Genomic DNA, 15,135 nt, shown 5'->3' with positions numbered 1-15,135 from the left:
CCCCGTCGGTCGCGACGGACACCGTGACGGCAGCCACGACATGACGTCCACCTGGTGGTCGACGCCGTCCCGGACGTGTGATCAGCGTGCGAGCCCAGTCGCTGCCGAACGCTGCAGGTGGGCCCGATAGAAGTCGACGTGCGCCGCGGCGGCAGCGTCCCAGCTGTAGTGACGGGCCAGGTCGATCCCGCGTCGGGTGAGGGCCGGGTCGGGCGGGGCCAGCAGGGCATCAGCCATCTCCTCGATCGTGCCGCCGAAGCGTGCCCCGCCGTCGAAGATCTCTCGCAGGACCGGGAGCTCGCGTGCGATCAGGGGCACGCCCGCCGCCAGGGCCTCCATCGCTGCGAGACCGAACCCCTCTTTGATGGACAGGAAGGCGAACCGGTCAGCGGCAGCCACGAGTGGTGCCATCTGCTCCTGGTCGAGAGTGCCGAGAACGACCGGCTCCACGCCGAGTCGGCCGCACTCCCGCTCGAATTCGGCCCGGTACGGGCGGTAGTCGAAGAGGGTCTCCCCGCCGCCGATGACCAGCCGGATCCCCGGGTCCAGAGCTCCCTCGCCGGATGTCGCCCGGTCCCGTGCCTCGGCGAAGGCCCGGACCAGATCGATGCTGCCCTTGCGCGGTTCGATCCCGCCGACCGCCAGCACATAGTGGCCGAGCCGAGCGGCCCAGTCGGCCACCGCAGCGGGATCGACGTCATGGAACCGATCGAAGTCCACGCCGTTGGGGATGACGGTCGGTTCCAGGCCCCAGCCGCGCCGTACCTCGTCGGCGACCGACTGCGACACACAGATGTGTGCGTACGGCGCAGTGATCGCCCGATCGTGGCATCGGGCGAGCTCAGGGGTGGTGAACTGGTCGAGGTGATGGACGGTGCGGATGCAGCGTCCGACGGCGTTGGCGCTGATGCAGTCCTGGGCGTGCACCACGTCGTACTCGTCTCTCGATGCCGCGAACGCCTCGCTCAGGACACGGATCGAGCGCATGATGCGGGGTCCGACCTCCTCGCCCTCGATCGGCGGGAACTCGACCATCCGGGTGCCGACCGCGGGATCGACGGCGCGATAGAAGACCCGGTCGCCACCCCGTCCCAGGGTCCAGACGGTGACCTCGTGGCCCAGCCGGGCGAGCGCCTCCGCCAGCGAGAGGGTGTGTACCACTCCGCCGCGAGGTTTGGTCGAGTATGTCAGCAGTGCGATGCGCACGCGTCCTCCTTCTGATGTCGGCCGGCCGGATGTCGGGGCGGGAGGAGATGTCCTAAGGGTGCTGCGGCTCGCAGAGGCGACCGGCGGCGTACGCCTCGGGCCGGCGCTCGACGAGGTGGTTCAGGGTGCGGCGGGCCCGGGCGATCTCCCGTTCGATGTCGGCGTCGGCGACCGCCAGACCACCCTTGACCCCGGTGCGGGCAAGGTCCTGGCCACCCGGCCCGATGACCTTGCCCTGCCCGAGGAACCGCAGGCCACCCTGGATCCCGGTCTGGTTCGACGACACCACGAACACCTGGTTCTCGGCAGCCCGCGCCGCATCGTAGAGGTTGTACAGGTGGGACTGCCGGTCGTGCAGGATCCGATCGGACCGGTCGGTCGTGTTCGCCGGCCACGCGTTGAGGATGGCCAGGACGTGGGCGCCCTGCAGCGCGAGACTGCGCGCCGCCTCCGGGAACGTCTTGTCGTAGTCGGTGAGCAGGCCGATCCGCCCGACGGGACTGTCGAACGCCAGGAAGCCTGCGCCGGCGTCATACGCCCGACCCTCGTTCATCGGTTGGTGGACCTTGCGGTGCGCGCCGAGGACACCGTCACCGGACAGGCACACCGCCGTGTTGTAGCGGTGGTCACCGGCGGCCTCCGTCACCCCGAGGCAGATGGTCAGGTCGCCGGCGAGGCCCCGGAGCCGGTCGAGTTCCGGTCCATCGAGGGCGATGGCGGGTGGCAGATCGGCCTCGTCGGGGGCCCGGAAGTCGGAGATGTAGCCGCCGAGGCAGGCGTTGGGCAGGACGAGCAGGTCGATCCCGTCGTGCCGGCACCGCTCGATCAGGGGCCCGAGCTTCTGCAGGGCGCGTTCGATGTCGTTGCCGAAGTGTCCGGCAAGTGCCGCCATGCGGCAGATGCCTTCGCCTGCCGGTGTCACGGAGTGGGCCGCCCGTCGGCGACGGGCAGCTGGTCGGGGTCCATCGCCACGACCCGCACGACCGCATCAGCCCCGTACCGTGCCGCGGCACCCTCGACGGCCTCGACCGTTTCTTCCGATCCGGTGCATCGGAAGCCGTACCTGGCCTGCACCCTGTCGCTCGCGATCTCCATGGCGGTGTGGGTGCGATCGAGGAAGTCGGTGACCGTGTAGTCGGTGCCGACCCGCAGGTGGTCGTGGACGACCAACGAGGGTGAGTAGTAGCGCTGGATGCTGCCGTCGGGCCAGCGTACGGTGAACGTCATCTGGGGCATCGGAGGCTTCCTGTCGGTGGGTCGGTGGGTCGGTGGGTCGGTGAGTCGGTGAGTCGGGAGGCCGGTCGGCCGGAAACGCGGGGTGCGGGGCTCAGGCGGCACCCAGGTGGGTCACCGCCGGCGGCACGGCGTCGGTCACTTCACCGTCCGGCCAGCGCAGGCGTACGCCGGGTGCGGCAGTGGCCATGCCACACGTGGCGGTGTCCACAGGGGTGCGATGGGTGTCGAATCCGGTGCCGGGGGCGTCCGCGGTGATCATCCCGTACCCGGGGAAGCAGGTCAGCCAGTCGGCGACGGCAGCCGCCGCGGGCCGGGGGACGGCGGTCATGTCGACCTCGGCGCCGACGCCGCTCGCCTCGCACATCATCCCGATCGTGCCGATCATCCCGGCCATGCTGATGTCCTTGGCGGCCCGGGGGCTGTTGTCGGGGACCAGGCGGGCCAGCGCCCGCAGCTCCTCCGCGCTGCGTCTGCTCGACGAGTCCCACTGTCGGCCCGGGTAGCCGGGGCGCCACCCGCCGCCGGTGTCGACGGTCACCCGCAGCGCGTCTCCCGCCCGTGCGGCACTGGCCGGGATCGGCGAGACGGCGGCGCCGAGGGCGGTCACCGACAGGGCCGGGGCCACCCCGATCTGGGTGTGCCCGCCGAGGACCGGTACGCCCCAGGCGACGGAGGCGTCGGCGACCCCGCGGATCACCCGCCGGGCGTGGTCGGTCGTCGGCGTCCCCAGGGCGTTGAGGAGACCGACGGCCCGGGCGCCCATCGCGGAGATGTCGCTCAGGTTGACCAGGACGGCGCACCAACCGGCCCATTCCGGGTCGTGCTCGACCATGCTGGGCAGGACGGCGTCACAGGCGGCGACGAGGTCGCTGCCGGGCACCGGGGCACCGTCGTCGCCGACGAACCCCGCGCTGCCCAGACCTCCCGGCACCGCAGCCAGCGGACGGAGCAGATCCCCCAGGTAGGACTTCGCGGCGAGGGCGTGGCGGGCCAGACGGTCGATGGGCCACTCCATCCGGGCATGGGGCATCCCGGCAAGGCTGCAGTCCGCCCGGCGCTGCCAGCCCAGCCTGGCGAAGAGCCGGGAGTGGCGCTCCTGCACCAGGGCGTCGAACCGGAGCACCCCGCGGGCCGCTGCCTCGTCGCACGCTGCCCGGACGAGAGCCGGGCCCACCCCCAGGTGCAGCCGGCTGGTCGAGGCGACCACGAGCCGGGAGCCCCGCCACCAGCCGATGTCCGGTGAGCAGAGCGGGCCCAGGCGTACGCCCCCGATGACGTCGCCCCGCGGGGTCCGGGCCACGAGCACCCGGGTGCGCGGGTCCTCGTCGTGCTCGTCGTGGTCGTTCTCGAACAGGCCCTGCTCGTCGACGAAGGCGTCGTGCCGGAGCCGGTGGTAAGCGGCGAGGTCGTCCCGGTCGGCGAAGCCCACCACGAATGCTGGCGCTTCCGGTCGCCGGATCGGGTCGGTGGATGCGGGCATGTCTCCTCCGTATGGATCGGGTGGGTCAGGCGTGTGGATCGGGTGGGTCAGGCGATCCGGGCAGGGTCCGTGGCGGTGAGGCCGCGCTGCCGCTCGACGATGTGCGCGGCCACGTGCGCCGCGTCCTGTTCCAGGCCCAAGAAGCGTCCCGAGCCCCAGGTGTGCATCCAGGGCAGGCCGATGAAGCTCAGTCCCGGCACGGCGGTGATGCCTCGGTTCTGCATCGGGTGGCCGCCGCCGTCGAACGCGGGCAGCTGGATCCAGGCGTAGTCCGGGCGGAAGCCGATGGACCAGATGATCGAGGTGATTCCCTCGGCGCGGAGATCGAGCTCGGTCGGGTCGTACGGGGGCGTCCAGACGGGCTCGTAGCGGGACATCCGCGGTGCAGCGATGCCCTGCCGGTCGATCCAGGCGTCGATGTCGCCGCAGATGGAGTTGTAGACGCTGTCGGCATGGTCCAGACAGGCCGTGAGGTCCGGTGCGAAGCGCAGCGCGGCGTCCCGCCCGTCGACGAGGTGGCCGTAGAGCCGCATGCCCTCGGCCGCGAACTGGCGCAGGTCGATGTCGCGCCCGCCGTCCCGGCCGGTGACGTAGTGGTTGGTCTTGTCCCGGGCGACGCGCCCGCCGGGGAACTCCTGGGAGCCGATGTCGTAGACACCCATCTCGGCGAGCCAGGTCATGCAGTCGCGCCCACGGTAGGTGCGGGCCACCCGCGGCGCGTTGCCGACGGCGAGGTGGACCTGGCGCCCGGCGAGATGGAGGTCCTCCGCGATCTGGCAGCCTGACTGTCCCGACCCGACGACCAGGACCGCCCCCTCGGGCAACTGATCGGGATGGCGATAGTCCTCGGAGTGGACCTGGTGGACGGAGCGGTCGAGGGAGTGGGCGTACGGGGGGATGACTGGGATGGGATAGCCGCCGGTGGCGATCACGACGTCGGAGCAGACGATGCGGTGCGTCCCCTCGGAGTCCTCGACGTCGACGACCAGGCGGTCCGCATCGAGCCGCTCGAGCTTGGTGGCCCGGGTCCTCGTACGCACCGGGGCGTTGAAGGAGGCGACCCAGTCCTCCAGCCAGTCGGCGAGTTCGTCGCGGGTCATGAAGCCGTCCGGCTCGGGACCGTCGTAGTGACGCCCGGGGAGCCGGCAGTGCCAGTTGGGCGTGACCAGGGTGAATCGATCCCAGCGGGTGTCCCGCCAGGCATGGACGGGGCTGTCGGCCTCGAGGACGACGTGGTCGATGCCCTCGTGCCCGAGGAACCAGCTGACGGACAGGCCGGCCTGACCGGCCCCGATGACGACCACGGGGACGAACTCGTCGGTCGAGGGTCCCGATGGCGTGCGTGCGGATGATGTGGTCATGGGTCGTTGTGCTCCTTGGTGTGGTCAGGTGTCGGTGGGCCGGCGTCAGGCGCAGGGCAGGTCTCGCCAGCGGGCGGTCGCCTGGACGACCGGGTCGGCGAGAGGCGCGTACACCTCGGGGCGTCGGTCGCGGAGGTGGAACATGCCGGCCCGCATGGTGCGGAAGGTCCCTTCGATGTCGACGTCTGCGATGGCGAGGCCCTCCTCGATATAGGTGTTCGCCAGGACGTTCCCGCCGGGGTCGATGACCTTGGCATTGCCGACGTAGCGCAGCGAGCCGAAGGTGCCGCACTGGTTGGAGGCGACCCAGAAGACCTGGTTGTCGAGGGCGCGGGCCACGTCGAACGCGTTGTGGCGGTAGGTCCAGCGATCCTGCTGCAGGTCCTCTGCGGCCGCCGTTCGGGCCGCCGGCCAGGCGGACAGGCTGGCGATCACCTCGGCGCCGTCCAGTGCCATCGCGCGGGCGGCCTCGGGGAAGGCCTTGTCGTAGCAGATCTGCAGGCCCACGCGCCCGATCGGCGTGTCGAAGACGCCGTAGCCGGAACCGGCGGCGTACGACATGTTCTCGCCGAGCGGCTGATGGACCTTGCGGTAGGAGCCGTAGATCTGGGACCCATCGAGGAGTGCTGCCGCGTTGTAACGGGTGTCGGGATCCTCACCCGCCTCGCAGAAGCCGATCGCCACGAGCATCGACCCGGCGATCCGCTGGACCCGGGCGACCTCGGGGCCGTCCAGGCTGACGGCTGGTGGGAGCGAGCGGCGGGTGGTCCGTACGGTGTCGCCGTGGTTGCCCAGCGACGAGAGGTAGCCGCCGATGGCGGCCTCGGGCAGGACGAGGAAGTCGACGCCGGCCCCGCGGGCCTGGGAGACGAGACGTTCGATCAGTGCGTAGTTCTGTTCGAGGTCGCGCGTGAAGTTGGCCGAAGCCGCGGCGATCACGGTCATGGAATTCTCCGTTCGGATGGCGGCGCGCCGGACGGGCGCTCCGGGATGGACGACGGGGGGAGGGACTCAGCCGCCCAGGGTCGGCAGGGCGCTGCAGGCGCCGCAGGCCGCGCACCCGGCCCGCTGGTCGGCGGCGCGCATCCCTGCAGCGCGGAGCAGGGATGCCACGCGGGAGGTGACGTCGGCCAGCGTCCGGGCATCGGGGGGCCCAACGCGGTCCACGTCGGCGGCGAGCGTTCCGGCGAGCGGCCGGAACGGAACGACGAAGGGGTAGACGCCCATCTCGATCACCTCGGCGCAGTGGCCGACCAGCTCGTCAGGGTCCTCGCCGAGCCCGACCAGGAGGTAGGTGGAGACGCGGTTGTGCCCGAAGACGGCGACCGCCTCGCGCCACGCGGCGCGGTAGTCGTCCAGGGTCACACTCGACTTGCCCGGCATCCAGCGGCGCCGCACCTCGTCGTCCATCGACTCGACGTGGATGCCGATGGTGTCCGCACCGGCGTCGCGCAGCTCCTGGATGGTGTTCGGGTCACGGGGCGGCTCGCACTGGACCTGGATCGGCAGGTCGGGGCAGGCCGCTCGGATGGCGCGGACGCAGCGGGCGAGATGCCGGGCACCACGGTCGGGGGCGGCGGATGTTCCGGTGGTGAGGACCATCTGGGCGACCCCGTCCAGGTCCACGGCGGCCCGGGCCACCTCGGCGAGCTGGGCCGGGGTCTTCACTGCCACCGTCGCGCCGGCGGCCAGGGACTCCTCGATGGCGCAGAAGCGGCAGCGCTGGTCCTCGGCGTAGCGGGCGCAGGTCTGCACCACGGTGGTGGCCAGGACGTTGCCCGAGTGGAGCCGGGCGATCTTCTCGTACGGAACGCCGTCGGCGGTGGACAGGTCGTAGAAGCGGGGCCGGAGCACCGGCTCGATCTCGAGGCCGAGGTCGGTCCCGTCGTGGAACAGATGGCCGTCCGCCACCGTGTACGGCGAATCGGAGCGTACGGGCAGGGAGCTCCCGATGCCACCGAGGAAGACGTGCCCGTCGTCGCTGGGGCCTGCGCCGGCGCGGCGGGACACCGGAGCGGAGAGGTTGCGGATTCCTCTCACAGCCAGTTCCGTACGTGTGTCGAAGAGGGTCACGGTGCCTCCTGATCGGATCGGGCGGGTCGGGGCCAGGGCGTCGGCCCGGCACGCGGGCCGGGCCGACGCGCGGCAGTCAGACCATCCAGGTGGAGTTGATGATGGCGCCCTTGCGGGCGTAGTGGATGAGCGCGTCCTGGACGTCCAGCGGGTGTGCCGGCACCACGCCCTCGATGAGGTCCTCCTCGCGATGCCCGTGCAGAGCCAGACCGAAGCGGCAGGCGAAGACGGTGCCGCCCTCCTTGATGAAGGTGCTGATCGTGTCGTTGATGTTCTGTTCGCCGGGGAAGCCGCTGTCACCGGTGGTGGGGAAGCCGCGCGTCGCGATCGCGTTCATCGCGCCGGTCCCGTAGAAGTAGACGACCGACTCGAAGCCTTTGCGCTGCGCGCGGACGGCCTGCAGCAGGGCGACAAGGCTGACGGACGATTCGTGGGCGATGCCGTGGATGAGGGTGAAGTAGGTCTCGCCTTCCTCGGCCTGGTAGTCGGGGAAGATCTTGGTCGAACCGTAGAGGTTCGAGCCCTTGGGCAGCGAGGGGTGCGGGATCTCGGATCGGGACTTCTCGATATTGGCGGCGATCTGGTCGTCGAAGGTCGACATCTGGTAGCTCCTCTGGGCTGATGTCCGTCGGGACGGTGGCTTATCGGTGGGCGGGTGCGCTGCCAGGCTCCGGAGCGTACGGTCCGTCGACGCGTACGACGCGGTCCGTCGACGCGTACGACGCGATGCAGAAGGTCCGGAGGACCGGGTGACAGTCCGAACGGCCGGAGCTGTTCTCCGGCTCGTGGCACCGAGTCAACACGGCAGCCTTTTCAGAACGGTTTCCCCGGGAATGCGCTCCGGTAACACGCCGTAACGGTCGTGTGACGCGTTGTGTGACGCGTTGTGGGCGCCCGACGTCGGCCGACCGGGCCGCTCCGCGGTCGCCGCCTCCCCGGCGGGCTCTGTCAGCTCCCCGGGTTAGAGCCGCGACATGAAGTTCCGCTACCTCGGCAATTCCGGTCTGAAGATCTCCGAGATCACGTACGGCAACTGGCTCACCCACGGCTCCCAGGTGGAGAACGACACCGCCACCGCCTGTGTCCATGCCGCACTGGACGCCGGCATCACCACCTTCGACACCGCTGACGTGTACGCCAACACCGTCGCGGAGCAGGTCCTCGGTGATGCCCTCAAGGGCCAGCGGCGCGAGTCGCTGGAGATCTTCACCAAGGTCTACTGGCCCACCGGCCCCAAGGGCCACAACGACGTGGGCCTGTCCCGCAAACACATCATGGAGTCGATCGACGGCTCGCTGCGTCGGCTCGGCACCGACTATGTCGACCTCTACCAAGCTCACCGCTTCGACGTGGAGACGCCGCTGGAGGAGACCATGCAGGCCTTCGCCGACGTCGTACGCCAGGGCAAGGCCCTCTACATCGGGGTGTCCGAATGGACGGCCGCCCAGCTGCGCGCCGGTCAGGAGCTCGCCTCCCAGCTGGGCTTCCGGATCATCAGCTCCCAGCCGCAGTACAACATGCTGTGGCGCGTCATCGAGCCCGAGGTCGTTCCGGCCTCCGAGGAGTTGGGCATCTCCCAGATCGTCTGGTCGCCGATGGCCCAGGGCGTGCTGAGCGGCAAGTACAAGCCGGGCGCCCCGGTCCCGGCAGGCAGCCGCGCCACCGACGAGAAGGGCGGGGCCTCCTTCGTCCGCCGCTTCCTGGACAACGAGGCGCTGGTCCAGCGTGTCCAGGACCTCGCTCCGATCGCCGACGAGATGGGCATCTCGATGGCCCAGCTGGCGATCGCCTGGGTGCTGCAGAACGGCAACGTGGCGGCCGCCCTGGTCGGTGCCTCGCGCCCCGAGCAGATCACCCACAACGTCGAGGCATCCGGGGTGACGATCCCGGCCGAGCTGATGACCCGGATCGACGAGGTCCTCGGTGACGTCGTGGTCCGCGACCCGGCGCTGACCAGCGTCCCGGAGCGCCGTCCGGCCTGATGACGCCTGGCCGACAGGAGGGCCGCCCCACCGGGACGGCCCTCCTGTCGGCTGTTTCAGGCCAGATCGGCGCCACCCGACGCGATCACCCGGCGATACCAGTGGAAGCTCTTCTTCCGGAACCGCGCCAGATCGTGCGTGGACTCGTTGTCGCGGCGTACGTAGACGAAGCCGTACCGCTTCAGGAAGCCGTCGTGGGTGCTGATCAGGTCGATCGCCGACCAGGGGTGGTAGCCGATCACCGGGACGCCGGTGTCGATCGCCTGCTTCATCGCGGTGATGTGGTCGCGCAGGTAGTCGATCCGGTAGCCGTCGTCGACGGTGCCGTCGGGCTCCAGCCGGTCGTACGCCCCCAGCCCGTTCTCGGTCACCATCAGCGGCAGGCCATAGCGGGAGTGGATCTCCTGCAGCGTCGTCCGGAAGCCGAGCGGGTCGATCGGCCAGTTCCAGTCGGTGGTGGCGAAGTGCGGGTTGGGCACGATCCGCCCCGGGCCGTGGATGGCACCGTCGGCGTCCTCCAGGGTCTCACCGGGGGCGTACGTCACTGTCTCGGTGTTGTAGTAGTTGAAGGCGATGAAGTCGGGCCGGCCCTCCCGGAGCACCCGCAGGTCGTCGTCGGACACGTCCAGCCGATAGCCGGCGCGCCGGATGTGGTCGACCGCGAGGGTGTTGTAGCGGCCGAGCACCGCGGCGTCCAGGTAGAGCCAGTTGCGTACGGCGTTCAGGTATTGCGCGCACAGCACGTCCTCCGCAGTGCCCTCCAGTGGCAGGGCGAGGGCGATGTTCGGCGCGGGGCCGATCTTCGCCGCCGGCAGCACCTCGTGACACAGCGCCATCGCCCGGGCCTGGGCCAGCAGCATGTGGTGGTTGGCCTGGTAGAGCGGGTAGTCCGGGCCGGCCGCGGCACCGAGGCCGTGGTGGGGCACCAGGGTCATGATGTTCTGCTCGTTGATCGTCAGCCAGTGCGTCACCCGGTCGCCGTACGCCGCGAACAGCACCCGGGCGAATTCGACGAACGCGTCGACGGTGGCCGGATCCGCCCAGCCGCCACGGGCGTCCAGGGCGGTCGGCAGGTCGAAGTGGTACATCGTGACGATCGGCTCGATGCCGTGCCAGAGGCATTCGTCGATCAGCCGGGAGTAGAACTCGACACCGGCCGGGTTCACCGCTCCGGTGCCCTCGGGCAGGATCCGGGTCCAGGCGATCGAGAACCGGTAGGACTTCAGCCCGAGTTCGGCGAGCAGGGCGATGTCCTCGGCCCACCGGTGGTAGTGGTCGGAACAGACCGAGAAGTCCGGCGTTCCCGCGGGGACGGTCTTGACGTCCTGGACGCTGGGTCCTTTGCCGTCCTCGGCACTGGCGCCCTCGATCTGGTAGGCGCTGCTCGAGGCGCCCCACAGGAAGTCGGCGGGCAGGGCGCGGCCGGGCCAGGCCGCGGGAGCGGAGCGTACGGCCTCAGAGAGCGACATCGACGTCGTCCCCCGTCACGGTCGGCGCGTTCGCGGCGAGGTGCTCGGCGTGCAGGGCGGCTTCCTCGACCGCCAGCAGCTTGTCGGCCTGGCGGATGAACGGGTAGTACGTCGCGATCGACAGGGCCATCACCACCACCTGCATCAGCGCGGTCCGCCAGCCGCCGATGATGAAGCCGGACAGGATCGGCGGCATCGTCCACGGCGCCATCACGCCGGTGTAGAGCGGCACCAGTCCGCTCCACAGGGCGAAGTACTGCAGCAGTCCGGTCATCAGCGGCGTGGCGATGAAGGGCAGTGCCATCAGCGGGTTCATCACGATCGGGGTGCCGAAGAGGATCGGCTCGTTCACGTTGAAGATCGCCGGGGCGATGCTCAGTTTGCCGAGCGTACGGTACTGCGCCGACTTCGCCCGGAACACCATGTAGAGCACCAGGCCGATGGTGACGCCGGCGCCGGTCATGTTGATGCAGTTGTCGATGAACTGCTGGGTGACGATGTGGCCGCCGTTGGCGAGGGTGAGCGCCCGGCCGGACGCGAGGATCTCCTGGTTGGCGACGGTGTTGGCGGTGGTCATCGGGGTGAGCACGCCGCCGACGATGCTGGAGCCGTGGATGCCGAAGAACCACAGGAACGGGATCAGCAGGGAGAACACCACGACGCCGCCGACGGAGTCGGTCAGCCCCTGCATCGGGATCTGCAGCCAGGTGTAGACGGCCTGGAACATGGTCGTGTCGAAGCGCTGGAAGACGGCGACGAGGACCATCCCGGCGGTGAGGATGACGGCCCCCGGGATGAGCGCGGTGAAGGAGTTCGCGACGGCCGGCGGCACCCCGTCGGGCATCCTGATGACGATCTTCTTCTTCAGGAACCACGAGTAGACGACGCCGACCAGTTCGCCGACGATGATGCCGACGACCATGCCCTTCGCGCCCGTCCAGTTCAGGTCGATCGCGCCGGTCACCGACTGCCCCGTCTTCGCGTCGGTCACCGTGAGACTCATGAACAGGACGTACGCACACAGCGCGATGATCGAGGCGACGAACGGCTCGTGGCCGCAGGCCTTGACGTAGTTGTAGGCGATGGCGACGCAGGCCACCAGGCCGATCAGCGAGAAGGTGGCGTTGAACACCTGCATCAGCAGCGGTGTCAGCCCGATCGCGGTGAACCAGTCCTGGACGGCCAGGATCGGCAGGTTGGCGAGCAGCAGGAAGATCGAGCCGATGATGGTCAGCGGCATCACGACGAGCATGCCGTTCTTCAGCGACTGGACGGGCTTCAGGTCGGCGAACCTGGTGATCGGCTCGATCAGTTTCTCGGCGATCCGGTCACCGATGGACGAGGACTGACTCATCACACTCTCCTTCGAGTGTCGGGGATTCCGTCGGGCTGGGTCGGTGCGGACTGGCCGGAGTGGCCCGTACCGGCGAGGATCGTCCCGACGGATGACTTCCCCATCACTTTCCCTTCCGGACTCTTCCGCTGTCCACCACGATGGTTTCCGCCATGGCGGAAAGGTTCATGGTGGCAGTGTCCCGGGAGCTCTCCTACTTTGGAAGTGCCCCGACCGGACCCCTTCCGCGCGAGTCACGCCAGAGCCGGGCGGGCACATGATGCACACGATGCACGATGCACACGATGCACGATGCACACGATGGGAGTGGATGATGAATCCTGCCGACTACGACGTCGCGTTCGCGATCATCTCGTCCGCCGGCAACGCCAAGTCCAACGCGATGATGGCGATCCGGGCGGCCCGCGAGGGTGACCTGGACGAGGCCGCCCGGCTGCTGGCGGCGGCCGACGAGGGACTGCACGAGGCGCACACCGCCCAGACGGCGATGCTCACCCAGGAGGCCCGCGGCACCGCAGTCCCGGTCAACATCGTCCTGGTGCATGCCCAGGACCATCTCGCCGGCGCGATGCTGGTCCGCGACCTCGCCGACGAGTTCGTCCACCTCTACCGCCGGACGTCGGCGCTCGCCGCGTCCTGATCCGGCCCCCACCGACCACCCGTTCCCCGATCACCCGTTTCCCCGATCACCCGCTCTCAGGAGGTTCAACGATGAAGGTCCTGCTGCTCTGCAACGCCGGCATGTCCACCAGCCTGCTCACCAACAAGATGCGTCAGAACGCCGGCCCCGGCGACGAGGTCGATGCCGTCCCCGAGTCGGAACTGCCGGAGAACATCGCCGGCGTCGACGTCATCCTGCTCGGCCCCCAGATCCGCTACAAGCTGCGCGAGGTGCAGGCGTACGCCGCCGCGCGCGGGGTGAAGGTCGGGATCGTCGACACCCGGGCCTACGGGATGATGGACGGCAAGGCCGCCCTCGCCCAGGCCCGCGCCCTCCACACGGGGCAGTGATCCGCGATCGGCGTCGGGCGCTGCTGGACCTGCTGTTGCGCTCGGCGCACCCGTTGTCGGGTGAGGATCTGGCCGCCCGCCTGCAGGTGAGCCCGCGGACCGTACGCAACGACGTCCGCGACCTCAACCGGGCCGGCCGACTCGTCGTCGCCAGCCACCACGGCTACAGTCTCGACCGCGAGGCGTACGAGGCCGCTCCGGAGTCGGCACTGGCCGAGGGGTTGCACGCTGCGAGCGGGCTGCCGGACACCCCGGACCGGCGGCTGCGCTATCTGTGCCGGAATCTGGTGCAGAACGCGGAGCCGATCAGCATCCACACCCTGGCCGATCGGCTGATGATCAGCGAGTCCACCCTGGAGTCGGACCTCGGCCGCGTCCGGGAACTGATGCGCCAGCATGACCTGACGCTGCGCCGTGACCACGACCTGGTGCTGGTGGTCGGGCCGGAGCGGTCGCGACGCCGGCTGGTCCGGCAACTGCTGCACAACAGCACGCAGGGCCTGATGCCGGCGACCTGGCAGGCGTTCGCCGCCGAGTACGACCACATCGACATCGACCGGCTGCGGGACACCGTGCAGCGGATCATCGGCGGGTCGCCGCTGCAGCTCAACGAGTTCGCCCTGCGCGACGTGCTGGTGCACCTGACCATCACCATCGACCGGGTCCGCCAGGGGCACACCCTGCCGGCCGCGGACTGGGTGCCGCCGTACGCCGATGCCCACGTCCGCGACCTCACCCAACAGTTGGCGGATGCGGTGGCCACCGACCTCGGCACCGTCCTGCCGGAGACCGAGCTCCGCGCGCTGTACGGGGTGGTGGCCGTCCGGGCGACCCGCAACGCCACCCCGGAGGCCGCCGAGACCGCCGTCGATCCGCAGCTCCGCACGGTCGTGGCAGAGATCCTCGACGACGTCTCCACCAAGTACCTGCTGGGTCCTGCCGATCCGGCGATGCTGCTCAACGTCGCCCTGCACGCCCAGAACCTGATCGCCCGCGCCCGCTCGGACCTGTCGCTGGTGAACCCGCTGGGGGAGAACTTCAAGAACGAGCACCCGCTGGTCCACGACCTGGCGATCTACTTCGCCCAGCGACTGGAGGAACGTACGGGCATCGCCGTCGGCCCGGGCGAGGTCGACTACCTCTCGATGCACATGGGCATGCAGTACCTGCGTTACCTGGAGCAGCGTGACCTGGTCACGGTGACCCTGGTGGTGCCGCGCTACTACGACCTGGCCGACAGCCTGGCGGAGCGGCTGGGCCGCAAGCTGCGCGGCCAGGCCGACATCGAACGGGTCGTCACCTCGCTCGACTTCGACTTCGCCGAGGTGACGTCCGACCTGATCGTCTCGTGCGTGGATCCGGCCGGGCCGGCGTCGGCACCGGTGATCCGGATCGGACCGTTCCTCACCTCCGCCGATCTCGACCTCGTCATCGACGGGGTCCGGCGGGAGCGGGAGCGCAACGCGCGCCGGCGGGTGCGTACGGTGATGAGCACGCTGATCGACCCGCAGGCCTACTTCCACGTCCCCGAGGTGGCGACCAAGGAGGCGGCACTGGCGATGATGTGCGAGCGGATGGCCGATCTCGGCTACGTCGATCCCGGCTTCCTCGACGACGTGCTCGACCGGGAGCGGCGCTCGGCGACCTCCTTCGGCGGCGAGTTCGCGATCCCGCACTCGATGTACATGGATGCCCACTCGACGGCCATCTCGGTGCTGGCCTGCGACCGAGGGATCCCCTGGGGATCGTCGGCCGACGTCCGGCTGGTGTTCCTGTTCGCGCTGAGTCCGGACGGTCGGCAGACCTTCCGCGACGCGCTGGACGAGCTGACCCGACTGCTGTCGGAGCCGGCCCGGATCGCCGCGCTGATCGACGGGGCGCAGGACTCCGACGGGTTCCTGGCCACGTTGCTCAGCCTGGTGGATGCGTAGCGCGCGGGATCCGGTGCCGGCACCACCCCAGG

Annotated in this window: 14 protein-coding genes; 4 read left to right on the top strand and 10 right to left on the bottom strand. The window is 69.8% G+C overall.

The features are described from left to right. Nucleotides 1-81 precede the first annotated feature (81 nt). The 8 genes from R0146_RS03815 to R0146_RS03780 all read right to left on the bottom strand — a co-directional run bounded on the left by R0146_RS03815 (nucleotide 82) and on the right by R0146_RS03780 (nucleotide 7,957). On the bottom strand, nucleotides 82-1,206 hold the full coding sequence (locus tag R0146_RS03815) for an MSMEG_0565 family glycosyltransferase (RefSeq protein WP_317691535.1): 1,125 nt from the start codon (nucleotides 1,204-1,206) through the stop codon (nucleotides 82-84). 52 nt (nucleotides 1,207-1,258) lie between these two features. Continuing rightward, nucleotides 1,259-2,098: a carbon-nitrogen hydrolase family protein gene (locus R0146_RS03810; protein WP_317691534.1), complete on the bottom strand. Its 840-nt coding sequence runs from the start codon at nucleotides 2,096-2,098 to the stop codon at nucleotides 1,259-1,261. A gap of 26 nt (nucleotides 2,099-2,124) precedes the next feature. Then, nucleotides 2,125-2,442, bottom strand: a complete 318-nt coding sequence (locus R0146_RS03805; protein ID WP_317691533.1) for an MSMEG_0570 family nitrogen starvation response protein — start codon at nucleotides 2,440-2,442, stop codon at nucleotides 2,125-2,127. A gap of 91 nt (nucleotides 2,443-2,533) precedes the next feature. Continuing rightward, nucleotides 2,534-3,922 carry an MSMEG_0567/sll0787 family protein gene (locus R0146_RS03800; protein ID WP_317691532.1) on the bottom strand — a complete coding sequence of 463 codons (1,389 nt, stop codon included), beginning with the start codon at nucleotides 3,920-3,922 and terminating at the stop codon, nucleotides 2,534-2,536. 47 nt (nucleotides 3,923-3,969) lie between these two features. Then, nucleotides 3,970-5,283 (bottom strand): MSMEG_0569 family flavin-dependent oxidoreductase, encoded by a 1,314-nt coding sequence (locus tag R0146_RS03795; RefSeq protein WP_317691531.1) that lies wholly within the window; start codon nucleotides 5,281-5,283, stop codon nucleotides 3,970-3,972. A gap of 45 nt (nucleotides 5,284-5,328) precedes the next feature. Beyond that, nucleotides 5,329-6,228, bottom strand: a complete 900-nt coding sequence (locus R0146_RS03790) for a carbon-nitrogen hydrolase family protein (protein WP_317691530.1) — start codon at nucleotides 6,226-6,228, stop codon at nucleotides 5,329-5,331. Between the two features lie 66 nt (nucleotides 6,229-6,294). Next, nucleotides 6,295-7,356 (bottom strand): MSMEG_0568 family radical SAM protein, encoded by a 1,062-nt coding sequence (locus R0146_RS03785; RefSeq protein WP_317691529.1) that lies wholly within the window; start codon nucleotides 7,354-7,356, stop codon nucleotides 6,295-6,297. Nucleotides 7,357-7,432: 76 nt separating this feature from the next. Continuing rightward, nucleotides 7,433-7,957 (bottom strand): MSMEG_0572/Sll0783 family nitrogen starvation response protein, encoded by a 525-nt coding sequence (locus R0146_RS03780; protein ID WP_317691528.1) that lies wholly within the window; start codon nucleotides 7,955-7,957, stop codon nucleotides 7,433-7,435. Nucleotides 7,958-8,330: 373 nt separating this feature from the next. On the opposite strand from R0146_RS03780, the gene R0146_RS03775 reads away from it, so the two are divergent. Continuing rightward, the gene (locus tag R0146_RS03775; RefSeq protein ID WP_317691527.1) at nucleotides 8,331-9,338 is read left to right on the top strand and encodes an aldo/keto reductase family protein; all 1,008 of its coding nucleotides are present in this window, start codon (nucleotides 8,331-8,333) and stop codon (nucleotides 9,336-9,338) included. A gap of 56 nt (nucleotides 9,339-9,394) precedes the next feature. Here the strand turns inward: R0146_RS03775 and R0146_RS03770 are convergent, their stop codons facing one another. Together R0146_RS03770 and R0146_RS03765 are read right to left on the bottom strand one after the other, a co-directional pair. After that, entirely contained in the window at nucleotides 9,395-10,807 is a 1,413-nt protein-coding gene (locus R0146_RS03770; protein ID WP_317691526.1) for a glycoside hydrolase family 1 protein, read from the bottom strand. Next, nucleotides 10,794-12,161 (bottom strand): PTS sugar transporter subunit IIC, encoded by a 1,368-nt coding sequence (locus R0146_RS03765; protein WP_317691525.1) that lies wholly within the window; start codon nucleotides 12,159-12,161, stop codon nucleotides 10,794-10,796. Before R0146_RS03765 ends, R0146_RS03770 begins: the two co-directional genes overlap by 14 nt. A gap of 310 nt (nucleotides 12,162-12,471) precedes the next feature. On the opposite strand from R0146_RS03765, the gene R0146_RS03760 reads away from it, so the two are divergent. The 3 genes from R0146_RS03760 to R0146_RS03750 all read left to right on the top strand — a co-directional run bounded on the left by R0146_RS03760 (nucleotide 12,472) and on the right by R0146_RS03750 (nucleotide 15,103). Beyond that, nucleotides 12,472-12,801 (top strand): PTS lactose/cellobiose transporter subunit IIA, encoded by a 330-nt coding sequence (locus tag R0146_RS03760; protein WP_317691524.1) that lies wholly within the window; start codon nucleotides 12,472-12,474, stop codon nucleotides 12,799-12,801. A 71-nt stretch (nucleotides 12,802-12,872) separates the two neighbouring features. Beyond that, a complete protein-coding gene (locus R0146_RS03755) occupies nucleotides 12,873-13,172 on the top strand; it encodes a PTS sugar transporter subunit IIB (protein WP_317691523.1) in 300 nt (99 codons plus the stop codon). After that, on the top strand, nucleotides 13,169-15,103 hold the full coding sequence (locus tag R0146_RS03750; protein WP_317691522.1) for a BglG family transcription antiterminator: 1,935 nt from the start codon (nucleotides 13,169-13,171) through the stop codon (nucleotides 15,101-15,103). Before R0146_RS03755 ends, R0146_RS03750 begins: the two co-directional genes overlap by 4 nt. Nucleotides 15,104-15,135 lie beyond the last annotated feature (32 nt).

Source organism: Raineyella sp. LH-20 (assembly GCF_033110965.1).
Classification (GTDB): Bacteria; Actinomycetota; Actinomycetes; order Propionibacteriales; family Propionibacteriaceae; genus Raineyella.
This window is presented reverse-complemented; position numbering and strand designations above follow the sequence as displayed.